Genomic DNA, 21,845 nt, shown 5'->3' on the forward strand with positions numbered 1-21,845 from the left:
GGCGGATGGGCGTTGGCGGTGAGGACTTCGGGTCGGCGGAGCGGCAGCCTGGCAACCACAGCGCAGAAAGGAACTGACCGTGGCCAAGACCTGGACGACGCCGCAGGGACTGGACCCCGGGGCTGACGCAGCTCTGCGACTGACCATCACCAATGAGTCCGCGGCGACCGCCGACACCCTGGCAGCGTCGGAGATCCCGACCAGCCCGCCCTCAGGGACCACGCAGATCGAAGGCCTGGCGTCGAGGCCTGCCCGTGGATGAGATCGCACACCGGATCAACGCAGCGGCCGCGGAGCGCGGGAACGCCGTGTATCTTGCTGACGCGCGCGGCCCGCGGCGGGTCAGGTACGGCGACCTGGCGGTGGCCGTCGCCGACTGGGACAAACGCCTGACCGATGCGGACGTGCCGCCTGGCGCGACGGTGGCGACTGCCGTAACCGACCCGCTGGACGCCGCGTTGGCGCTGCTCAGCCTCGTCGCGACCGGTCGAGTCGCGGCGCCCTTCGATCCTTCCGCCCCGCGGGCCGCCGACCGCCTCCGGGCGCAGCCGGACACCATCGCGATCCTCACCGAGAACGGCCTCCAGCGGCTCGCTGACCGAGTGCCGACCAGACGACCGGCCGGAGTACTGCTGTCCAGTTCGGGCAGCACCGGCGAGCCGAAGCAGGTCCTGCTCAGCGACGCCCAACTCGCGTACGTCGCCACCGCGGTCGCCGAATCGCACCAGTTCGGGCCGGCCGACATCGGGTACTGCCCGCTTCCCCTGTACCACGTGAACGCGGAGGTCGTCGGACTGCTTGCGACGCTGCGGGCCGGGGGCAGGCTGGTGCTGGACCGGCGGTTCTCCCGCAGCCGATTCTGGGCCACGGTCGACGAGCATGAGGCGACGTGGGTCAACGCGGTGCCCGCGATCGTCGTACTACTGACCGAGAACGGCGGTACGACGACCAACGATCCGGCCCGGATCCGGTTCGTCCGTAGTGCCTCGGCTCCCCTGCCGGTCGCGGTACTGCGCCGGTTCCAGGATCTGCACCACATCCGGGTCGTGGAGTCCTACGGGATGACCGAGGCAGCCAGCCAGATCACGGTCAATCCGCTGAACGGCGAGCAGCGTCCCGGCTCGGTGGGATTACCCGTCGGCGGTGAGCTGAAGATCGTCGGCGACGACAGACGTGCGCTGCCTGCCGGGGAGCCTGGCACGGTCCTGATCCGCGGCCCCGGCGTCATCCGGGCCTACGCGACCGGCGCCGGCGCCGAGCGGTTCGACGCCGAGGGCTGGCTCGACACCGGCGACCTGGGACGAATGGATCAGGACGGTTACGTCTGGCTGGTCGGCCGCTCCGGCGAACTGATCAACCGCAGCGGGGAGAAGATCCTGCCCCGCGAGATCGAGGACGCGCTGCGCGGGGATCCCGGCGTCCGGGATGCGGTGGTGGTCGGGCGGCCGGATCCCGTTCTCGGCGAGGTACCCGTCGCCTACGTCGTTGCCAGTAGCAACGACGACACCGAATTGGCCGCCAGGCTGGCCGAACGGTGCCGGGCTGCTCTCCCCCGCGACCGGCGGCCGGCCGAGCTCACCGTCGTCGAGCAGTTGCCGACCACCGGCAGCGGCAAGGTCCGGCGGGCCGAGGTCGCCGCAATGGCGCGCGCCTCGGGCCGCCTCTCCGCCGGACCGCCGTGACGCGGACTGGCCACCGGGCCGCCGTGACGCGGGGTGGCGGGCGGGTGCCGGAGCTCGATCTGGTCCGGGTGGTGACGTTCGGCGCGGTCGTCGGTGTGCACGCGGTGAGTCTCTCGTTCGCCGCGCTGGACGTCGGCGGTAACGCGGCGCTGATGCTGCTGCACTACACCCGCTCGGGCTTCTTCGTGTTGATGGCGATCGTCCTGGTCCGTTCGGCGGAGGTGTCCGGCCGCATCGGGAAGCTGCGTCGGCGCCTGACGCTGGTCGGCGTGCCGTACCTGGTCTGGTCGATCATCTACCTCGTGGTCTCCTGGGCCACCGGCGGTCGGAACAGGCCTTGGGACGGCGCAGGGCTCGCCTTGCTGACCGGCACCGCCTGGTACCACTTGTACTTCCTCCTCGTCACGATGCAGTTCTATGTGGCGTTTCCCGCCTTCCTCTGGCTGCTGCGGCGCACTCGCCGGCATCCGTTGACGCAGCTCGGCCTCGGTCTGGCCTTCGCCGTCGTGTTCACCGGCTGGCTGCACTACACGGACTGGGCGCCGGGTCCGCTCGCGACGTACCGCGTGTATGCGGCGCAGCTGCTGCCGACGTACACGCTCCTGTTCGTCGCCGGTGGCGTCGCCGCGCTGCACCTCGATGCGGTCCTGGACTGGCTGACCCGACACCGCTGCGCCGTCATGGCCGGAACCCTGGCCGGCGCGGTCGCAATGGAGGGCCTGTACTTCGTCCTGGTCGCCACCGGCACCCACGCTGATGCCGCGGCCGCCCCCGTCCAGCCGGTGATGCAGGTCTGGGCGGTCGTCCTGGTGGCCGGGCTCGGCGCTGCGGCGACCGGGTGGACGGTCGCAGGCGCGCCGTACGTGCGCTTGGTGAATCGCGCCTCGGACTTGTCGTTCGGCATCTACCTGGTTCATCCGCTCCTGCTGATGGGCCTGTTCGCCATTGCGTGGATGTCCTCGCCGCCCGCGGCCGTGACCGCCGTCGCGGCCACCGCACTCGCGATCGGCGGGTCAGTGGTGGTGGTCGAGATCGCCAGGCGGACGCCGGCCAGCCTCGCCCTGACCGGGAGACCACGCCGGCGACCGGCCCAGGCGGCGGCCGGGCGGGTCGAACCCCACCCTCCCCTTCAAGGTGTGGCATGACCCTCAGCACCGGATCAGCCGGACCGCCGGCCGTGGCGACAGCCCGCTCCCCGCTGCGGCATCGGGTGCGAGGCCGCGTACTGATGCTGCTCTGCCTGCTCTATGCGATCTCGTACGTCGACCGCACCGCGATCTCGACGGCGGGACCGGCGATCGGCGCCGAGTTGCACTTGAGCGAAACCCAGTTCGGGTTCGCGCTGGCGGCGTACTCGCTGCCGTACGCGCTGCTGCAGGTCTTCGGCGGCTGGATCGGCGACCGCTACGGCCCACGCAAGGTGCTCGGCATCCTGGCGGTGGCCTGGGGCCTCGCGAGCATCTGGACCGGCCTGGCCACCGGGCTGATCGCGCTGGGTGCGGCCCGGCTGCTGCTCGGTCTGAGCGAGGGTGCCGCGTTCCCGACCGCGACCCGGGCGATGTCGTCCTGGCTGCCCGGCGACCGCCGCGGCTACGGCCAGGGCGTGGTGCACTCGGCGGCCCGGGTCGGCGCCGCGATCGCTCCGCTCGGGATGGCGGGTCTGATCGCGACAGTGGGCTGGCGAGCCGGTTTCGTCGCGCTCGGCGTCCTGTCCGCGCTCTGGTCGGTCGCCTGGGTACGCCGGTTCCGCAACCGGCCGCAGGACGACGACCGTGTCTCCGCGACCGAACTGGGTGAGCTCGATTCCCAGTACGCCGACGAGGCGCCCGGAGCGAACTCGAGGGCTGACCCGCGGAAGGTACCGTGGCGGCGACTGGTGGTTCGGATCGCACCCGTCACGCTCGTCGACTTCTGCTACGGATGGATGTTGTGGGTCTATCTCACCTGGTTGCCGTCCTTCTTCAAGGATCAGTACGGCCTGGCGCTGGCCGGGTTCGCGCTGTTCACGACGCTGGTGCTGTCGGCCGGGGTGGTGTCGGACACCTTGGGCGGGATGCTGTCCGACCGGTTGCTTGCCCGGACCCGCAGCCTGCGGACGGCTCGGCGGGTGAACCTGGTGATCGGTCTGGCCGGCTCGATGCTGGCGCTGATCCCGTCACTGCTCGTCCACAACCTGGTCCTGGTCACGACCAGCCTGGCGGTGTCGTTCTTCTTCCTGGAGCTGACCAATTCGGTGCTGTGGACCATCCCCATGGATATCGCGCCCGACCACGCCGGCGTGGCCAGCGGGCTGATGAACACCGGCTTCGGCGTCGCGGGTATCGTCTCGCCGATCGTCTTCGGCTTCCTCCTCGACCGGACCGGGAATTGGCAGTTGCCGTTCGGTTTGTCGGTGGGGCTGCTGGCGGCCGGAACGTTGCTGGCATTGCGGGTGGATCCACGGCCGATGGACCCCGAACCGGAGCCGTCGTCGGTCGCCGGCGTCACAGGTTGAGGTCCGGCTGATGACCCGATCGCGCCGCGCCCTCGTCGTACTCGTGTTGCTGGCACTGGCGGCTGCCGTCCCGGCCACGCTGGCGATCGGCCACAGCACGGATGGCGGTGTGGCCGGCGCGACTAGCGGCACCGGCGTTTGGGGGCCTGCGACACTGCCGGCATCGGCGGTCCCGGCCGCGAAAGGGACACGCCCGGAGATTGTCCGGCTGACCTCCGGCGGCCGGTCACGAACAGCCATCGTGCTCACCCCGCACACCGACCGACCGGTCCCGCTGGTCGTAGTGCTGCACGGCCGGAACAGCACCCCGGCCCAGGAACTGGTCCGCACCGGCCTCACCGGCCTGGCCGCGAGCGGATCTGCCGTTCTCGCGTATCCGGCCGGGATCGGCCGGTCGTGGAACGCGACCACCGGCTGCTGCGCGGCGGCCGCCAAGCAACACGTGAACGACCTTGCGTTCCTGCGGGCGTTGCTGACCGCGATCGACAAGCACGCGCCGGTCGACCCGAGCCGAACGTACCTCGTCGGCTACAGCAACGGTGGCCGGCTGGCGCTCACCGCCGCCTGTGCAGTGACCGGGATCGCCGGCGTCGCGACGTACGGGGCGGCCGAGCCGGCGCAGTGCGCGGCCGGCCGGACACCGCCGCCGGTGTTCATCGGCTACGGCAGCGACGACCCGCACGCCGCGCCCGGACACGTCCCCGACCGCGGCACCACCGCTCCCGTGACAGCAGCCGACTGGCGGTCTGTCGAAGGCTGCACCGACGCGTCGTCAAGGGCCGACGTCGGGCCGGCGGCCGTTACGCAGTGGACGTCCTGCCGGTACGGCGGCCGGGTCGAGCTGGTTCGCTGGGACGGCCTCACCCACCGCTGGCCGGGCGTCGGCGTCGTTCCACCGGATGCCACCGGCGGTGTGCTGATGTGGCGCTTCCTCACGGGCGGCGGCGACTGACCAGCGGCTACGCGCCGAACTCGGCGGCTGGTTGCTCGGTCCCGACGGAAAGGGGAAGGTCGCAGGTGACCGCCGTACCTTCACCTGCGGGGCTGTGTACCGCGAACGTTCCGCCCAGCGCCTCGATCCGGTCCTTCAGGCCGACCAGGCCAGTGCCCCGCCTGGTGTCGGCGCCGCCGATGCCGTCGTCCTGGACGGTCAAGCGGAGCCTGCCGCCGGACGCATCCACGTTCACCTGGACGACCGAGGCACGCGCGTGCTTCGCCGCGTTGGTGAGCATCTCCGAGACGACGTAGTAGACGCCCACTTCGAGCGGTTCAGGGAGCCGGCCCTCGACTCGTACGTCGACCTCCGCCGGGACAGCCGACCGTCGTGCGAGCGCACGCAGTGCGGGGCGCAGTCCGGACTCGGTCAGGATCGCCGGGTGGATGCCTCGGGAGGTCTCCCGCAGATCGTCGATCACGCTCATGATCTCCTCGGCGACCTCCGCCATCTCGGTCTCGGCGCCGCATGGCTGCACCGACGCCGCGGCCGAACGCAGCCTGAGTGCCAGCGCCACCAGGCGTTGCTGCGCGCCGTCGTGCAGATCGCGCTCGATCCGCCGGCGGACATCGTCCGATGCCGCCACGATCCGCGCGCGGGAAGAGATCAGCTCAGCCCGGTTCTGCGCGTTCGCGACGGCTGTCGCGACCAGGTCCGTGAACTCCGTCATCCGGTGCTCGGTGTCGCGCGGCAGCGGCCCGGTCGCCGACCCGACCGCGATCATTCCCCACACCCGGCCATGGACCTGGACCGGCATCGCCACCGCGGCGAGCAGCCCCTCGCGGACATACGGCTCCGCGCCCTCGTGTTCGCGGAAGTCATCGATCCTGGCCGGCCGGCCGGTACGCAGGAGGCTGGAAGTCAGCCCGTCCGGCGGATAGCCTTCCCAGCGCTCACCAACCCGCACATGAGGACCCACTGTGCCCTCGTTCGCGACGACCGTCGCGGTTCCGTCGAGCTCGAACCTGATCATTCTGACCGTGTCATAACCGAAGTGCCGCAGAACCTCGGAGGTGACCGCTGCGAACACGGTCTCAGGCGGTTCCCCCCGCGCGACAAGCATGGCCAGTCGGCGCAGTGCCGCCTGCGTGTCGGCGAGGTCGCGAAGGCTCTGGTCGGCCTGGGCGTTGGCGATCGCCGTCGCGGCGAGTTCCATGAAATGGGAGATGCGCAACTCGGTACCGGTCGCGAGATCCCGGCGCGACGTGGCCGCCAGGATCACGCCCCAGTGGCGCCCCGCGACCGTGATGGGCGAGGCCACCGCGGCCCGCAGGCCGAGCTTCCGGACGACCTCGCCGAACGGACCGCTCGCAAGCCTTTCGCCGCTGATCCGCGCCGGCCGCCCGGTGCGGAGAGCCGCCGCACTGACCGTCGTGGCGTCCAGCCTGCCCTGGAACCCCACCGATACGGCGTCGCCGACCCGGCCGTAGGACCCCACGATGGTCAGATAGGCCTCGGGCTCGCCGTGCGCCCCGGGCCGAAGATCGAGCCGGGCGACGAACGTGACCTCGGCGCCGACCAGGTGGGCGAGCTCGTCCGCGACCGCGGTGAACACCTCGCTGGGACGTGCGCCTTCGGCGACCAGGGTGGCCACCCGCCGCAGCGCAGCCTGCTCTTCGGCAAGCAGACGCAACCGTGCCGGATCCGGCGCCTTCACAAGGCCGACCGTAGTCCTTTACCGACGCCGACGATAGCCGCGATCGACGACGTACCGGCTAGCAGGAGTTCGAGGTCCACGCCAGCAGCAGGCCGTGACGGCCACCACCGGCCATGCCAGACGGCTCGCAAGGCGCAAACATGGGAGCACCCGGCTCGACGACGTGAGGAGGGCCGCGATGAGTCTCATGGATCTGTCCCGGTGGCAGTTCGCCATCACCGTGATCTTCCACATGACCTTCCCGGCCATCACCGTCGGGCTGTCGATCCTGCTGTGCGCCCTGTACGGGCTGCACTGGAAGTCCGGGAAGCCCGTCTACCTGCAGATGTTCCGGTTCTGGCGGCGGATCTTCGCGGTCGGGTTCGCGATCGGCGTCGTCGCCGGGATCGTGATCACCTTCCAGATGGGCCTCAACTGGGGCGTGTACGCCGCGAAGACCGGCCCGATCATCGGCCCGATCGTCGGGATGGAGGTGGTCACCGCGTTCTTCGTGGAAGCCGGTTTCATCGGCATCCTGCTGTACGGTGACGGCCGGGTCCGGCGTGGCACGATGTTCGCCGCGACCGTGATGGTCGCGATCGGAACGCTGCTGTCGTCGAGCTGGATCATCGCTGCCAACTCCTGGATGCAGACGCCGGCGGGCTTCACGGTGCGGAACGGGCAGTTCGTACCAACGAACTGGGTGGACGCCATCTTCAACCCGTCGTTCGTCTGGCGATGGCCGCACATGGTGCTCGCCGTCCTGATCTCTGCCAGTTTCTTCGTGGCCGGCATCGGGGCCTATTACCTGGTCAAGGGACGAGCACTGCCGTTCGCCCGGCGTACGGTGTCCATTGCGCTGGGCGTCGCGGCGATGCTGCTGCCGGTCCAGATCTTCGTGGGTGACCAGGTCGCCGAACACCTGTTCCCGTTGCAGCCTTCGAAAGCCGAGGCCGCCGAAGGCAACTGGAGCAAGCCGAACACCGGCTGGGTGCTCTTCGCGATCCCGGACCAGCAGGCCAGACGCGACCTCGCGGAGGTGTCGATCCCCTGCCTGGGCAGCGCCTTCTACGGCGACCTCAGCTGCAAGGCGGCCAACCCCCCGCTGGACCTGACGCCCACGGCGGACCAGCCGGCCATGACGCCGGTCTTCTGGGGATTCCGGGTCATGTTCTTCGCGGCACTGTGGATGTTCGGCACCCTCTTCTACGCCACGATCCTGCGCTTGCGGCGCAAGCTCTGGACCTCCCGGCGGTTCCACCGGCTCCTGCTGTGGACGACGCCGGTCGGCATCATCGCCCTGCTGGCCGGATGGGTGCTCGCAGAGACCGGACGGCAGCCGTGGCTGGTGTTCGGACTCCTGAGGACGTCCGCCGCGGTCTCGCAGCTCGCGCCCGGCGAGATCTTTTTCTCCGTCGTCGCCTTCTCGTTGCTGTACCTGGTGATGCTGGTGGGGTACGTCGTCTACATCGCACGCGCGATCCGGCTCGGACCGGACCGCCGCGCCGCGGCCGACCGGTAGGGGCTGAGCTGATGGCATCGATATGGTTCGCTCTGATACTGCTGTGTCTGTTGATGTATGTCTCGCTGGACGGATACGACCTCGGACTCGGCATCGCCACCCTGTTCGAGCGTGACGAACGGCATCGACGCGAGATGCTCGAGCAGGTCGCTCAGGCCTGGGACGGCAACGAAACCTGGCTGGTTCTGCTCGTGGTCGGCCTGTGGGCCGGCTTTCCCGAGGCGTTCGGCACGATGCTCCCGCACGCGTACCTCCCCCTGGTCGTCGTACTGCTCTCCCTGATCGTCCGTGGGGTCAGCGCGGAGATGGCGTCCCAGTCACCGCCCGCGCCCGGGTGGTCGAGAGCGTTCGGCGTCGCGTCGCTGACTGCCGCGCTGGCGCAGGGCGTCGTCGTCGGTACCCTGACGACGCGACTGACGGTTGTGAACGGCGTGTTGTCAGGCTCCCCCTTCCGGGCGTTCGGCTGGTACTCGGTATTGACCGCGGCAACGGTCACCAGCGTCTACCTGGCGCTGGGCTATGCATTCCTCAAGTGGAAGGCGACCGGCGAGCTGCGGGCGCGGGCCGGCCGCCGTGGCACATCGTGCGCCGTACTGGCGTCGGTGCTGGGCGTGGTGTGTCTGTTCGCCGTCGATGCCACGGACGCACCACTGAACCTGCACGGCCCCGAGCGCGTGATCGCCTTCACCTGGCTGCTGATGTTCGCGGCCGCCGGCATGGTGACGACCATTGTGACGCTCTCCCCGACCTCTCGGTACGATGCTCTGCCCACGGCCGGCCTGGTCACCACGATCGCTTCGCTGACCATCGCCGTCGTGGTAGCTCGCTACCCGGTGCTGGCTCCGACCGCCCTCACGATCGGCAGCACCGCGGCGCCGAGCAACACGATGGTGTTCCTCGCCGTCGGGATCGGCCTCAACGTGCCGTTGATCCTGTTCTACAACTGGTTCTCCCACCACGCCTTCCGGGGCAAGCTCGACAGCCGGCCTGGCGGCCGCGACCTGGCCGCTCCCGGCCTGAGGAGCCACCTGTGAAGGCCGGATCCAACCCGCTGCGGACAGTCCTCCGAGTCCTCACCCGGGTGGTGCTGACCATCCTGGGTGTCGTCGTCGCTGTCTTGCTGTACTTCGTCTGTCAAGGGGTGTTCTCGGGCTACCCGAAATACCACACCGGGCTGCTCAGCATCATCGCCATGATTCTCGTCGCCCTGACCGGCGGCATCGTGTGGATCATCGACCAGCGCCGGATCGATGCCGACGACTGACGGCAGGGCCGCCGGCTCGTCCGCGGAGGTACGTAGCTGGCTCAAGGCCGCGGCCGACCCCGGGCGTGGCCGTTTGCGACTCGCTGCGCTGTGCCAGACGTTGGAGACGGTGTTCAGCATCGTCCAATGGGCAGCCCTGGCCTGGATAGCTCAAGGCGTACTCGTTCACCGGTCGCAACCCGGCTGGCGCCAACTGGGCCTGCTGATCGCAGGCAGTCTCCTCTCGGCAACCGCGTCCTGGAACGCGACCCGGTTCCAGGCCGCGGGCCGGCAACAGATCGCCCGCGACATTCGGCAACGTCTCGTCGTCGGACTGCTGCCCTCCGGTCAGCGGCGCGGCGAACCCGACGCCGCGACCGCAGCCCTCGCGACCGTCGAGTTGACCGACGACATCGCCGATCACCACGCTCACGCCCAACCGCTGCGGTTGTCCGCTGCGATGTCGATGGCGATCATCCTGGTGGTCATCGCCGCCGTGCAATGGCCGGCAGCTGTCGTCCTGCTGGTGGCCAGCCTGCTCATCCCGCCGAACCTGCGGCTCGCGGGTCTGCTTGCGCGGGAAGGCGCGGACGAGCGAGCGGCAGCGATCGCTCGGCTCGCAGCCGTCGTCCTCGACAGCTTCCGTGGGCTGCGCACGCTGCAGGGGATCGGCGCGGTGGCGCGCCGGCGCGACGAGCTCGCCGACGCAGCGACCACGCTGGACACCACCACGATGGCCGTCGTACGGCGAGCGTTCGTCTCCGGCGCGGTGATGGATGTCGTCATCACGTTCTCGATCGCGGCCAACGCGACGTACATCGGCCTGTCCCTGCTGGGGTACCTCCGCCTCGGCGCCGCCCCGGCCACGACCCTGTTCAGCGGACTCCTCGCACTTCTCCTGTCCCCGCTGTACTTCCAGCCGTTTCGGGCAATGGCCGCCGCCTATCACTCCGAGGAACGGGCACTGGCGGCTGCGCCGACGATCATCGCGTTGCTCGCCGAAGCCGAGGGGCCGGAGGTCGTCCGACGCGAGGATCCGCCCGCCGGATCGATCACGGTCGTCCTCGATGACGTCGGCTTCCGTCCTGCCGACTGCGATGAGCCGGTCCTTCAAGGAGTGTGCAGAGTCTTCGACTCCGATCGCTGGACCGCCGTGGTCGGGCCTTCCGGTGCCGGCAAGACGACATTGCTCTCGCTGATCGCGGGCCTTCGGCAACCAACTGCCGGAACCGTCCGATGGATCACAGCCACCGGAGCCTGGTCACCGCAGCTCGGCGGCTGTGCATGGATCGGCCAGCAGACCGTGCTTCTGCCCGGATCCATCATTGACAACGTCCGAATCGGGCACCCGAGTGCCGGACGGTCCGAGGTCGAGCAGGCGGTTGCCGCGGCAGGGCTGGCGGATGTTGTGGCACGGCTGCCCCAGGGCCTGGACACCCCGCTCGGAGAGCTCTGCTCAGGAGTCTCGACGGGTGAGGCGCGTCGCATCGCGATCGCTCGTGCGTTCCTCACCGATGCCGCGGTGTGGCTTCTCGACGAGCCGACCGCACACCTCGATCCCGAGGCCGAGGCTCACGTCATCGACGCGTTGCGCCGGGCCACGCGAGGCCGGACGGTCGTTGTGGCGACGCACTCGCAACCCCTCGCCCGCGCCGCCGACACCGTGCTCAGTCTCGCGGACGGGACCGTACACGCTGTCGAGGAAGCAGCATGAAGCGGACTGCCGGCTCGAGGCGCAATGCCCCGATGGCTGTCGCGGGCCTCGTTCTCGCCGTTCTCGCCGAGAGTTGCTCGGTCGGACTTGTCGGACTGTCCGGGTGGTTCATCGCAAGCTCGGCCGTGGCCGGAGCCACGACGTACAGCGTCTTCTCCTACCTGGCCCCGAGCGGCGGTGTGCGAGCCTTCGCCCTCGGCAGGATCACGGCGAACTACGCCAACCGGGTCGTCCTGCACTCCGCGGCACTTGGCCGGATCACCGCCGTGCGGCTGAGGTTCTACGACCGCGCCGCCGCTGACCGTCGTACCGAACAGACATGGTCCGGGCAGACTCTGGATCGGGTGCTGGCCGACGCCGACACCGTGGGCATGACACTCATCCAGGCCACGGCACCCATGACCGTCGCCGCCGCGATGGTGGCCGGTGGGTGCGTGACGATCACGATCGCGGGCTATCCAGCTGTCGCGCTGGTGCTGGCCGTCGGCGTTGCCGTCTGTGCCGCACTGGCGATCTTCACCTCGCGTCGGACGGACGATGGGAGCGCTGCGCGCAGCCGCCTGCGTACTGAGCTCGTCACCGCGGTTGGAGCCTGGACGGAAATGGCGTCGCTGGGCGCTGCCGAGCGTCTTGCAGACCGGACTGTGCGTCGGCTCGCGGACTTCGAGGACGATCGATTCCACCGCGATGCGGCGGCCGGGCGGACCCGGACAGCCGGCCGTGTGGTGACCTCGGCCACGTTGCTGCTCGTCGTGGTGCAGGCCGCCCAGGGTGACGCGACGGTCTCGACCTTGGTCTTCCTTGCCCTGCTCACGGCCGGCGTGCTGGGGAACGCCGATCGCCTCGTCGCCGCCATCGAAGCACGAGCCGCCGCGCGCCAGGCAGCCGCACGCCTGGAAGCAGCCGGGAGCGGCGGACCGAGCTGGGCGCCGATGATCCAGGCGACCTTTGACGGCCGGGGCCTGACCGTGTCCGGTTACTCGACGCGGAACCGGCGTCGGCTCCAGTTCGCGGTCGCGGCGGGTCGTACGACGATCGTGACCGGCGCGTCCGGAAGCGGGAAGACCACCCTTCTGACTGCGATCGCGGCCGCTGCCGGACCTTGCGTGGTGACCTCCGTCCTCGCGGACGACTACCTGTTCACCGGCACGGTGGCCGGCAACATCCGCCTGGCGGACCCGGCGGCCGACGAGAACGACGTCTCAGACCTTCTCGCCGACCTGCGACTGGACGGGTTCGGCCTCGACCCGGAGACCGAGATCGGGATCGGGGGACGCCATCTCTCCGGCGGTGAGCAGCGCCGCGTCCACCTCGCCCGAGCCTTGACCACCAGGCCCGACGTACTGCTCATCGACGAACCGACCACGGGACTCGACTCCGCCACGGCTGACCACGTCCTCGCGGTCGTGCGCCATCGCCTGCCCGCCGCCGTACTCGTGCTGGCGATGCACGAGCCGCCGGCAGACCCGGATGTCCTTGGCACCGGCTGGTCCATCGTGTCGCTGGACTAGGTCCTGTGGTGCTCCGCAGCGCGATCCAGGGGAAGCGATACGTAGATCGCCGTACCGTGCCCGACCGGGCTGATGACGAGGATCGACCCGCCGAGTGACTCGACCCGGTCGTGCAATCCGACCAGACCGGATCCACCGCTTGCTTCGGCGCCGCCGGTGCCGTCATCCCGGACGGTCAGCCGCAGCGCGTCGTCCCGCTCCTCCAGGGAAACCGCCGCACGCGACGCGTGGGCGTGCTTGGCCACGTTGGTGAGCGCTTCGGACACCACGTAGTACGTCGCTACTTCCAGCGGCGCCGGATACCGGGAACTGGTCCCGATCTTCAGGTCGACGGGGATGGCCGAGCGGCCGGTCAGGGTCCGCAGTGCGGGGCCGAGACCACTCTCGACCAGGACCGACGGGTGGATGCCGCGAGCCAGTTCGCGCAACTCGTCCACCACCTCGGTGAGCTCCTCGGCGGCGTTCCCGATGTCGGCCCGGAGGTTCGGCAGATAGGCGGGTACGCCGGCCTGGGCGAGGCGCAGCACGAGCGCGAGCGAGACGAGCCGCTGTTGTGCCCCGTCGTGCAGGTCCCGCTCCACCCGGCGTCGCATCTCGTCCCCGGCGGCCACCACCCGCGCCCGGGACGCGGTGAGCTGTGCGCGGCTCTCGGCGTTCGCGATGGCGGTGCCGACGATCTCGGTGAAGTCCACCATCCGTTGCTCGGTGGTCGGGGGAAACGCTCCGCGTCGCGACGCGATACTGAGGCCGCCCCAGCAGCGCCCCTCGACGATGATCGGGCTGGCCACCGCCGACAGCACGCCCAATTCGCGCAGGAACGCGGGCAAGTGCGGGCGCAGCACGTCGTCCACGTCGTACCGGGCGGACGCACCGGTCGCCTGCACCGTCCCGATCGCCGACGACGACTCAAGTTTCCCTCGCTCGCCGACGCTCATCTCGTCCGCTCGTACACCGCGGCTGCCCACCATCGTCGCCGTACCATCGGTCTCGAACCGGAAGATCGCGGTGATGTCGGCGTGTGCCAGCTGACTGAGCTCCTGGGCGACCAGATTGAACACCGCTTCGGGTGCGGCCCCGCGCGCGACCAGTGTCGCCACTCGCCGCAGCGCGGCCTGCTCGTCGGCCATCCGGCGGAGCTCGGTGCGCGCTTCGGCGTTCTCGATCGCGGTGGCGACCAGCTCGGTGAAGCTTGCGATCTGTGACTCCGTGTTCGCCGCGAAGGGTTCGTCACTCTTCGTCGAGGCGGCGATCACACCCCAGACCTGACCGGCCACCACGATCGGGCAGCCGACGGACGAGCGGATACCCAGCGCGCGCGCTTCCTCGGCGATCTCTCCAGTGGCGCCCGCGAAACTGTCGACCCGGATAGGGCGGCACGTCTTCAGCACCTCGCTGGCAACGCTCAGCCCGTCCAGTTCGATCCGCGTGCCGACGGTGAGCTGGGCCGTCACGCTGCTCCAGGCGCCGACACCCGTTACGGTGCCGTCCTCCTCGTAGCGCTCCATCCGGGCGAGATCGGCCCCGCACAGCAGCCCCACCTCCCGGGTGACAGCCTCGAAGACAGCTGCCGGCGCGTCCGACTCCGCGACCAGGGTCGCGACCCGCCGCAACGCCGACTGCTCCTCGGTAAGGCGCTCCGACTCAACAGCCGCCCGCCGCGACCGTGCCGCCAATTCGGCCACCAGGAGCGACGTCACCAGGAACACCCCGAGCGCCACCAGATTCCGGGAGTCGGCGGTCCAGATCGAAGTCTGGTGCGGCAGCAGGAAGGCGAAGGCCATGACGCCTACCACCGACGTGATCGCCGCCAACCGCGCGCCCCACACCACGGCAACCGGCAGTACGGCGAGCAGGTACAGGACCAGCAGGTTCAGCACCGGGACGTACGGCTTGAGCAGTGCCACCATGCCGGTCACGGCCCCGACCAGAAGTACGCATGCCATCAGCCCGCGCAGCCAGGGAGCGCTGGGCAGGTTCAGCCGGCTCCGTGCCATCAGATCGCTTCCCTCGCCATTCGCCGGCGGTTTGCCGCCGCGGGCGCCCGCGGCGGACTGCCGACCTACTCGATTGTGCCACCGGCTAGCAGGGGTGCGGGCTCCCTCCTGCCCGGCACTCCAGATGGCCGCTGGTGGCGATGCCAGGCAGTCGCCGGCCCCGGATCCTGATAGCTGTGAGCAATGGACTGAAAATCGGCGCCGACGCCGTCGACTACGCACTGATCTTCGTGTACTTCGCCGTCGTCGTGCTGATCGGCTGGGCGGCTCGCCGCCGGGTCGTCGACAGCCTCGACTTCTTCTTGTCCGGCCGGTCGTTGCCTGCGTGGATCACCGGGCTGGCCTTCATCTCGGCCAATCTCGGCGCCGTCGAGATCATCGGCATGTCCGCCAACGGCGCGGAGTACGGCATGCCGACCATGCACTACTACTGGATCGGCGCGATCCCGGCCATGCTGTTCCTGGGCGTGGTGATGATGCCGTTCTACTACGGGTCGAAGGTGCGTAGCGTCCCCGAGTTCATGCTCCGGCGCTTCGGCCCGGGCGCCCACTTGGTCAACGCGATCAGCTTCGCTCTCGCCCAGGTACTCATCGCCGGCATCAACCTGTACCTGTTGGCCACCGTGGTGAACGCCCTGCTCGGGTGGCCGCTGTGGGTCGCTCTGATCGTCGCCGCCGCGATCGTGCTCAGTTACATCACCCTCGGAGGGCTGCGGGCGGCGATCTACAACGAGGTATTGCAGTTCTTCGTCATCGTCGCCGCACTGCTGCCGCTCACGCTGATCGGCCTGCACCGCGTCGGCGGCGTCGCCGGGCTGGTCGACAAGGTCAAGGTCGCCGTCGGCGGCGGCGCCGAGCAGTTGAGCTCGTGGCCCGGCAACCAGTTGTCCGGGTTCAGCAGCTCGCTCCTGTCGGTCATCGGCATCGTCTTCGGGCTGGGGTTCGTCCTCTCGTTCGGCTACTGGACGACGAACTTCGTCGAGGTCCAGCGGGCGATGGCGACCCGCTCGATGTCGGCGGCCCGCAGTACGCCGGTGCTCGCGTCGTTCCCGAAGATGTTCATGCCGTTCATCGTGGTGATCCCCGGAATGATCGCGGGGGTCCTGGTGCCGCAGGTCGTGCAACTCAAGGCGGGCGGCGCTCCCAGTGGTGTGACGTACAACGACTCGATCATGCTGCTGATGGGCGACGTACTGCCGAACGGCCTGCTCGGCGTCGCGCTCGCAGGTCTGCTCGCCTCCTTCATGGCCGGGATGGCGGCCAACATCTCGGCCTTCAACACCGTCTTCAGCTACGACCTGTGGCAGCGGTACGTACGCAAGGACCGGCCCGACGGGTACTACCTGAAGGTCGGCCGGTGGGCCACAGTCGGGGCCACCGTCCTGGCCATCGGCACCGCGGCCATCGCATCCGGCTACGGCAATCTGATGAACTATCTGCAGACGTTGTTCGGATTCTTCAACGCCCCCCTGTTCGCGACCTTCATCATCGGCATGTTCTGGAAGCGGATGACCGCGACCGCGGGCTGGGTGGGGCTGGTCTCCGGGACGGTCGGCGCGGTGGCGATCTGGGTGGTCAACCTGGTCGGTGTCATCAGTCTGCCCGGCCAGGGCGCTGCCTTCGTCGCTGCCGGCGTGGCATTCGTCGTCGACGTCGTCGTCAGCGTCGTGGTCAGTCTGGCGACCGCCCCCAAACCCGCTGTCGCGCTCGCCGGGCTCGTCTATTCGGAGACCCCCAAGGAGCAGCGCACCGACCCGCTGGCAGGGCGGCTGACCTGGTACCGCTCGCCGACCAAGCTCGCCGGCCTCTCCCTGGTCCTCGTGATCGCACTCAACGTGATCTTCCGTTGAGCACCGTGATCCTCCACCGAAGGAGCTCCACATGAGCAACGAACAGTCCGCCCCGGCGACCCACGACGGCAACGACGCCGTACCGCACACGGTGAGTGCCTTCGACATCCGCACGATCGTCGGCGCACTGATCGGGTTCTACGGCGTCGTACTGATCATCGTCGGCCTCTTCGCGGACTCCACCAAGGAGCTCTCCAAAACCGGCGGCGTGCACGCCAACCTGTGGGCCGGCATTGTCATGGCCGTCTTCGCGACAGTTCTACTGGTGTGGTCGCGCCTGCGACCGGTGATCGTCGAATGACGGCGGACACGACCCGGCCGCTGTGGCTGAGGATCTGGCAGTCCCCCCGACAGGGGTCCGTGATGCCGTCCCTCATGGCGATACACCGGTCGGTCGAGATGCACGTCGCTCGCGAGGCAGGCGTCGCGTTGACGATCCAGCAACTGCGTCAGGCCGACGTCTACACGGTGCGGTACGACGAGGAGAGCGACCGGCTGCTGCACGAGGTGTTCGCGCCGTACGGCATCCCCTATCAACAGGCAACCCGATGATCGGGATCAGCGCGGGCCGCTGGGACGCCGTACACCGGACCGGGACGGCCAAGTCGGGCCCGCCACCGGACCGGCCGGCCCCGTCCGCCCCGCCACCGCCGCCCAAGTGGCGGAACTGGCTGCTGCTGGCCGGCTTGCTGGTCACCTTGGCGCTGTTCTTCCTGCCAGGCCGGAATGTCCAGCAGATCGGCTACTCGCAACTGAAGAGCGACATCGGCTCCGGCCAGGTCTCGTCGGTCGCGATCGGCCCGGACGGCAGCATCTCCGGAAAGCTCGCCAACGGCACCACCTTCACCTCCAGCTACCCGGTGGGACTGCAAGATCCGCAGTTCACCCAACTGCTGGACGACCACAAAGTGCAGATCACCACCCAGCCTGCCCGCACCTCGGCCTCGTCGGTGCTGCTGAACCTGCTTCCGCTGGCGATCATCGTCGGCCTGTTCGTGTGGACCGGCCGGGCGGCCCGCCGGCAGCTTGCCGGACTCGGCGGGATCGGACGCTCGCGAGGCAAGCTGTTCGACACCGAGCGGCCAAGTACGACGTTCGCCGACGTGGCCGGTTACGAGGGTGCCAAGCGTGAGGTCACCGAGGTGGTCGACTTCCTCAAGCATCCGGACCGGTACCGCAGCGCCGGCGCGGTCGGACCCAAGGGCGTGTTGATGGTCGGGCCGCCAGGCACCGGCAAGACGCTGCTGGCCCGGGCGGTGGCCGGGGAGGCCGGGGTGCCGTTCATTTCGGTGACCGGCTCGAGCTTCGTCGAGATGTTCGTCGGCGTCGGCGCGGCCCGGGTTCGTGACCTGTTCGCGGACGCCCGCAAGCGTGCGCCGTCGATCGTGTTCATCGACGAGATCGATGCGATCGGGCAGCGCCGCGGCGGGCAGTTCGTCGCCAACGACGAGCGCGAGCAGACCTTGAACCAGCTCCTGGCCGAGCTGGACGGGTTCGACCCGGCCACCGGCGTCGTGCTGATCGGCGCCACCAACCGGCCCGAGATCCTGGACCCCGCGCTGCTGCGTCCTGGCCGCTTCGACCGGCAGGTGGTCATCCCACTGCCCGCGCAGCGTGAACGCCGGGCGATCCTCGCGGTGCACAGCCAGGGCAAGTCGCTGGGCCCGGACGTGGACCTCGACGTCGTCGCCCGCGCCACACCCGGATTCTCCGGCGCCGACCTTGCCAACCTCATCAACGAGGCCGCGATCTTCGCCGTACGCGCCGGCCGCCAGGTCGTCGAGGCGGTCGACTTCAGCGAGGCCCGGGACCGCATCCTGCTCGGGCATCGCGACAGCTCCAACGCACTGCTGCCCGACGAGAAGCACGCGGTCGCCGTCCACGAGAGCGGCCATGCGCTGGTGGCTGCCTTGTCGGAACACGGCGACCCGGTCGCCAAGGTCACGATCCTGCCGGCCGGGCAGGCCCTCGGAGTCACCGAGCAGTTGCCGGTCGACGAACGCCATCTACAGTCCGAGGGATACCTGAAGGACTCGCTGGCCATCCGCATGGGCGGACGGGTCGCGGAGCGGATCGTCCTCGGCGAGATCTCCACCGGCGCCGGCAACGACCTGGCCGGCGCGACCGCGCTGGCCACCCGGATGGTGCGCGAGTTCGGCATGAGCACCACGCTTGGCCCGGTCGGCTTCGGCGTGGGCAGCCCGAATTACCTCGGCGGTGAGGAGATCGGCAGCCGGTCGTACGCCGAGGCCACGCAGCGGGTGATCGACGAAGAGGTCGCCAAGCTGCTGCGCGAGGCGGAGCAACGCGCCACGACCGTGCTCACCGACCACCGCGCCGAGCTGGACCAGCTTGCCGAACTGCTGCAGGAACGGGAGACCATCGACGGCACCGACGTCGACCGGGTCCTCGGCCGTGATCTGGGCAGCCGGCGCCCGGTCGGTGCCGTCGATCGTCAGGCGAAGAACGGATAGCGCCGTGGACGGCGTTCGCGACGCGGTTGGAGCGTCCAGCACGACTGACCATCCGCTGCGCTGGCGGGCGTTGGCGGTCAGCCAGCTCGCCGCGTTCATGGCACTGCTCGATGTCAGTATCGTCAACGTGGCTCTGCCGTCCATCGAGCGTGGGCTCGGCGTGTCGGCCGGAACCGCGCAGTGGGTGGTGTCCGGATACGCGCTCAGCTTCGGGCTGGCGCTCGTACCGGCCGGCCGGCTCGGCGACGCAGTTGGCCGACGCCGGATGTTCCTGATCGCCCTGTCAGCGTTCGTGCTGACCAGCGCACTGACAGGTGCGGCGCCGACCATCGGTCTACTGATCGCCGCCCGGCTGCTGCAAGGCGTCGCCGGCGGCATGCTGCTGCCGCAGAACTCCGGCCTGATCCAGGACCTGTTCGACGGCGCCGAGCGGGGCAAGGCCTTCGGCCTCCTCGGCGCCACGGTCGGACTGGCCACGGCGACCGGGCCTGTGGTCGGCGGTCTGATCATCGCCTTGATCGCAGGTCCGGATGCCTGGCGCTGGGTGTTCTACGTCAACGTGCCGATCGGCATGGTCGCCCTCCTGCTCGCCGCGCGGTGGGTTCCGGCGCGCCCGCGAAGCGGCGCCCGATTGCCCCAGCTGGACCTGATCGGGTCGCTGCTGCTCGGCGCCGGCGTGCTCTGCCTGCTGCTCCCGGCGGTGGATGCCGAGAGCAACGGTCTGGGCCACGACTGGTGGCTCTTCATGGTCGCCACGGTGCTCCTCGTCGGCTTCGCCAGGTGGGAGCTACGCACCGTACGCCGGGGGCGCGCGCCGGTGCTCGACCCACGACTGGCACACACCTCCGGCTTCGCCGTCGGCTCGATCATCGGCATGGTCTACTTCATCGGCTTCACCGGCATCTGGCTCGTGCTCGCAGTGTTCTACCAGGACGGGATCGGCTACTCGCCGTTGCGGTCCGGCCTTGCGGTGACTCCGTTCGCGATCGGGGTCGCGGTTTCCGCGGCCGTCGCCGGACGCCTGGTCTCGAGGTTCGGTCGCGTGCTGACCGTGGCGGGCCTGACGGCGACGATTGCCGGGCTCGTAACCACCGCGCTGCTGCTGCGGCACATCGGTGGCGAGGCCGCGGCATGGATGACCGCGGGACCTTTGCTGGTGGCCGGACTCGGCGGCGGCATGGTCACCTCACCCAACGTCACGCTGTCTCTGCAGCACGTCCCGGTACGGATGGCGGGCGCGGCAGGTGGCGCCCTGCAGACCGCTCAGAGGATCGGGGGGGCAATCGGCACCGCTGTGCTGGCCACGATCTTCTACCGGGTACTCATGAGCTCCGCCCACGACTACCCGTCGGCGGTGTCTGACGCACTCGTGAGCGCATCCGGGCTCATGCTGCTGGCGCTGCTGATCGCCATCGTCGACCTGGCCCGGCACGGAGGGGGCGACGCCGGCGCAGTACCCACTGGCGGGCAGGCCGGACGTTCGGCCAGCAGGGGGTGCGGACGGCCGGAGGCCATGACGACACAGCGCGGTGCGGACGGGATCGTGGAGCTATGAAAGCGGACAACTCGGCGACCATCGCGTCCGGACGGCGGGAAAGGGGCCATCGTCTGGCTCAGGCCGGTGTGCTGCGGGATCTCGAGCGCCCGTCGGACCTGTTCTCCAACCTGACGCCGAACTGGTTCGCATCGATCATGGGCACCGGAATCGTCGCCGTCACGGCCGTATCGTTGCCGTGGCAGCCGCGTGGGCTGCATAGCTTCGCACTGGTGATCTGGGCACTGACCGCCGTTCTGCTCGTCGCCCTGACCGCAGCGACCGGCATCCATTGGCTGCGCTACCCCGGTGCCGCGCGACGTCATCTCCTGAACCCCGTCATGGCGCACTTCTACGGCGCTCCGCCGATGGCGTTGCTCACGGTCGGAGCCGGAACGATCCTGCTCGGCCGCGACGTCCTGGGGCTGCGGGCCGCGGTCGACATCGACTGGATCCTGTGGATCGTCGGCACCCTTACCGGCCTGCTCGCCGCCGCGGTCGTGCCGTACCTCATGTTCACCCGTCACAGCATTCAACCCGACAGCGCGTTCGGCGGCTGGCTGATGCCGGTGGTGCCACCGATGGTGTCGGCCTCCACCGGCGCGCTTCTCGTCCCGTATGCGCCGGCCGGGCAGGCCAGGCTTGCGTTACTGCTGTCCTGCTGCGCGATGTTCGGGGTGACGCTGCTCGCATCGATGGTGACGATCACCCTCATCTGGTACCGCCTGGCCGTCTACAAGACAGGCACCGCGGCGATGGTGCCGACCCTCTGGATCGTGCTTGGGCCGGTGGGCCAGTCGATCGCTGCCGCCAACCTGCTCGGCGGTGTCGCCCACGAGGCGCTGCCCGCGCCGTACTCGACTGCCCTGCAGGCGTTCGGCGTCGTGTACGGCGTACCCGTCTGGGGCTTCGGCATGTTGTGGGTAGCCATCGCCGGCGCCATCACGCTTCGTACCGTGCGCGACCAGCTTCCGTTCTCCCTGACGTGGTGGTCGTTCACATTCCCGGTGGGCACCTTTGTCCTGGGCACGTCGGAGCTCGCACTGCGCACGGGATCGGACCTCTTCGACGGAGCGGCCGCGGTCTTCTACCTCGGCCTCGTCGCCGCCTGGATCACCGTCGCGCTACGCACCGCGCGAGGCAGCCTCCGCGGAACCCTGTTCGTCCCTGCTGCATCAGCCACCCACCTGTAAGGAG

Annotated in this window: 18 protein-coding genes and 1 pseudogene; 17 read left to right on the forward strand and 2 right to left on the reverse strand. The window is 69.5% G+C overall.

The genetic code is table 11. From position 1 onward, the window contains the following. Positions 1–79 precede the first annotated feature (79 nt). From ACWF0M_RS12230 to ACWF0M_RS12250, 5 genes are read left to right on the forward strand one after another with little or no spacing between them, the layout of a single operon-like run. Entirely contained in the window at positions 80–262 is a 183-nt protein-coding gene (locus ACWF0M_RS12230; RefSeq protein WP_452235687.1) for a hypothetical protein, read from the forward strand. Next, positions 255–1,682, forward strand: a complete 1,428-nt coding sequence (locus ACWF0M_RS12235; protein WP_452235688.1) for a class I adenylate-forming enzyme family protein — start codon at positions 255–257, stop codon at positions 1,680–1,682. Before ACWF0M_RS12230 ends, ACWF0M_RS12235 begins: the two co-directional genes overlap by 8 nt. A 44-nt stretch (positions 1,683–1,726) precedes the next feature. Further along, the gene (locus ACWF0M_RS12240) at positions 1,727–2,827 is read left to right on the forward strand and encodes an acyltransferase (protein ID WP_452235689.1); all 1,101 of its coding nucleotides are present in this window, start codon (positions 1,727–1,729) and stop codon (positions 2,825–2,827) included. Then, positions 2,824–4,176, forward strand: coding sequence for an MFS transporter (locus ACWF0M_RS12245; RefSeq protein ID WP_452235690.1), 1,353 nt, complete (start codon positions 2,824–2,826; stop codon positions 4,174–4,176). The genes ACWF0M_RS12240 and ACWF0M_RS12245 overlap by 4 nt, the downstream gene beginning before the upstream one ends. A gap of 10 nt (positions 4,177–4,186) precedes the next feature. Then, positions 4,187–5,128, forward strand: coding sequence for an alpha/beta hydrolase family esterase (locus tag ACWF0M_RS12250; RefSeq protein ID WP_452235691.1), 942 nt, complete (start codon positions 4,187–4,189; stop codon positions 5,126–5,128). 7 nt (positions 5,129–5,135) lie between these two features. On the opposite strand, the gene ACWF0M_RS12255 is transcribed toward ACWF0M_RS12250, so the two are convergent. Next, a complete protein-coding gene (locus ACWF0M_RS12255; RefSeq protein WP_452235692.1) occupies positions 5,136–6,827 on the reverse strand; it encodes a GAF domain-containing sensor histidine kinase in 1,692 nt (563 codons plus the stop codon). 178 nt (positions 6,828–7,005) lie between these two features. Here ACWF0M_RS12255 and ACWF0M_RS12260 point away from each other — a divergent pair, with 178 nt between their 5' ends. The 6 genes and pseudogenes from ACWF0M_RS12260 (at position 7,006) to ACWF0M_RS12285 (ending at position 12,796) form a co-directional block, all read left to right on the forward strand. Further along, entirely contained in the window at positions 7,006–8,328 is a 1,323-nt protein-coding gene (locus tag ACWF0M_RS12260) for a cytochrome ubiquinol oxidase subunit I (RefSeq protein WP_452235693.1), read from the forward strand. Positions 8,329–8,339: 11 nt separating this feature from the next. Next, positions 8,340–9,362: a cytochrome d ubiquinol oxidase subunit II gene (locus tag ACWF0M_RS12265; protein ID WP_452235694.1), complete on the forward strand. Its 1,023-nt coding sequence runs from the start codon at positions 8,340–8,342 to the stop codon at positions 9,360–9,362. After that, on the forward strand, positions 9,359–9,592 hold the full coding sequence (locus tag ACWF0M_RS12270) for a hypothetical protein (protein ID WP_452235695.1): 234 nt from the start codon (positions 9,359–9,361) through the stop codon (positions 9,590–9,592). Before ACWF0M_RS12265 ends, ACWF0M_RS12270 begins: the two co-directional genes overlap by 4 nt. 439 nt (positions 9,593–10,031) lie before the next feature. Continuing rightward, positions 10,032–10,442, forward strand: a pseudogene (locus tag ACWF0M_RS12275) (ABC transporter transmembrane domain-containing protein); the annotation flags it as partial. Between the two features lie 60 nt (positions 10,443–10,502). Then, positions 10,503–11,285, forward strand: coding sequence for an ATP-binding cassette domain-containing protein (locus ACWF0M_RS12280; protein ID WP_452235838.1), 783 nt, complete (start codon positions 10,503–10,505; stop codon positions 11,283–11,285). Then, positions 11,282–12,796: an ATP-binding cassette domain-containing protein gene (locus tag ACWF0M_RS12285; protein WP_452235696.1), complete on the forward strand. Its 1,515-nt coding sequence runs from the start codon at positions 11,282–11,284 to the stop codon at positions 12,794–12,796. Before ACWF0M_RS12280 ends, ACWF0M_RS12285 begins: the two co-directional genes overlap by 4 nt. Here the strand turns inward: ACWF0M_RS12285 and ACWF0M_RS12290 are convergent. Beyond that, positions 12,793–14,790 (reverse strand): GAF domain-containing protein, encoded by a 1,998-nt coding sequence (locus ACWF0M_RS12290; protein ID WP_452235697.1) that lies wholly within the window; start codon positions 14,788–14,790, stop codon positions 12,793–12,795. The two genes, ACWF0M_RS12285 and ACWF0M_RS12290, sit on opposite strands and share 4 nt — an antisense overlap. Before the next feature lie 140 nt (positions 14,791–14,930). Between ACWF0M_RS12290 and ACWF0M_RS12295 the strand changes: the two genes are divergently transcribed. The 6 genes from ACWF0M_RS12295 to ACWF0M_RS12320 all read left to right on the forward strand — a co-directional run bounded on the left by ACWF0M_RS12295 (position 14,931) and on the right by ACWF0M_RS12320 (position 21,841). Next, on the forward strand, positions 14,931–16,640 hold the full coding sequence (locus tag ACWF0M_RS12295) for a sodium:solute symporter family protein (RefSeq protein WP_452235698.1): 1,710 nt from the start codon (positions 14,931–14,933) through the stop codon (positions 16,638–16,640). 31 nt (positions 16,641–16,671) lie between these two features. Next, complete coding sequence (locus ACWF0M_RS12300; RefSeq protein WP_452235699.1) at positions 16,672–16,941, forward strand: hypothetical protein; 270 nt, start codon at positions 16,672–16,674, stop codon at positions 16,939–16,941. 74 nt (positions 16,942–17,015) lie between these two features. Beyond that, positions 17,016–17,192, forward strand: coding sequence for a hypothetical protein (locus tag ACWF0M_RS12305; RefSeq protein WP_452235700.1), 177 nt, complete (start codon positions 17,016–17,018; stop codon positions 17,190–17,192). Further along, positions 17,189–19,114, forward strand: a complete 1,926-nt coding sequence (gene ftsH, locus ACWF0M_RS12310) for an ATP-dependent zinc metalloprotease FtsH (RefSeq protein ID WP_452235701.1) — start codon at positions 17,189–17,191, stop codon at positions 19,112–19,114. Before ACWF0M_RS12305 ends, ftsH begins: the two co-directional genes overlap by 4 nt. Positions 19,115–19,118: 4 nt before the next feature. Beyond that, the gene (locus ACWF0M_RS12315; RefSeq protein WP_452235702.1) at positions 19,119–20,669 is read left to right on the forward strand and encodes an MFS transporter; all 1,551 of its coding nucleotides are present in this window, start codon (positions 19,119–19,121) and stop codon (positions 20,667–20,669) included. After that, entirely contained in the window at positions 20,666–21,841 is a 1,176-nt protein-coding gene (locus ACWF0M_RS12320) for a TDT family transporter (RefSeq protein WP_452235703.1), read from the forward strand. Before ACWF0M_RS12315 ends, ACWF0M_RS12320 begins: the two co-directional genes overlap by 4 nt. The last annotated feature ends 4 nt before the right edge of the window (positions 21,842–21,845 follow it).

The organism is Kribbella sp. NPDC055110 (genome assembly GCF_053607525.1).

Bases quoted from the DNA above. Each gene is read 5' to 3' on its own strand.
- ACWF0M_RS12245 (WP_452235690.1), top strand. From the start codon at position 2,824: ATGACCCTCAGCACCGGATCAGCCGGACCGCCGGCCGTGGCGACAGCC.
- ACWF0M_RS12250 (WP_452235691.1), top strand. From the start codon at position 4,187: ATGACCCGATCGCGCCGCGCCCTCGTCGTACTCGTGTTGCTGGCACTG.
- ACWF0M_RS12260 (WP_452235693.1), top strand. From the start codon at position 7,006: ATGAGTCTCATGGATCTGTCCCGGTGGCAGTTCGCCATCACCGTGATC.
- ACWF0M_RS12265 (WP_452235694.1), top strand. From the start codon at position 8,340: ATGGCATCGATATGGTTCGCTCTGATACTGCTGTGTCTGTTGATGTAT.
- ACWF0M_RS12280 (WP_452235838.1), top strand. From the start codon at position 10,503: ATGGCCGCCGCCTATCACTCCGAGGAACGGGCACTGGCGGCTGCGCCG.
- ACWF0M_RS12285 (WP_452235696.1), top strand. From the start codon at position 11,282: ATGAAGCGGACTGCCGGCTCGAGGCGCAATGCCCCGATGGCTGTCGCG.
- ACWF0M_RS12290 (WP_452235697.1), bottom strand. From the start codon at position 14,790: ATGGCACGGAGCCGGCTGAACCTGCCCAGCGCTCCCTGGCTGCGCGGG.
- ACWF0M_RS12295 (WP_452235698.1), top strand. From the start codon at position 14,931: ATGCCAGGCAGTCGCCGGCCCCGGATCCTGATAGCTGTGAGCAATGGA.
- ACWF0M_RS12300 (WP_452235699.1), top strand. From the start codon at position 16,672: ATGAGCAACGAACAGTCCGCCCCGGCGACCCACGACGGCAACGACGCC.
- ACWF0M_RS12305 (WP_452235700.1), top strand. From the start codon at position 17,016: ATGGCGATACACCGGTCGGTCGAGATGCACGTCGCTCGCGAGGCAGGC.
- ftsH (WP_452235701.1), top strand. From the start codon at position 17,189: ATGATCGGGATCAGCGCGGGCCGCTGGGACGCCGTACACCGGACCGGG.
- ACWF0M_RS12320 (WP_452235703.1), top strand. From the start codon at position 20,666: ATGAAAGCGGACAACTCGGCGACCATCGCGTCCGGACGGCGGGAAAGG.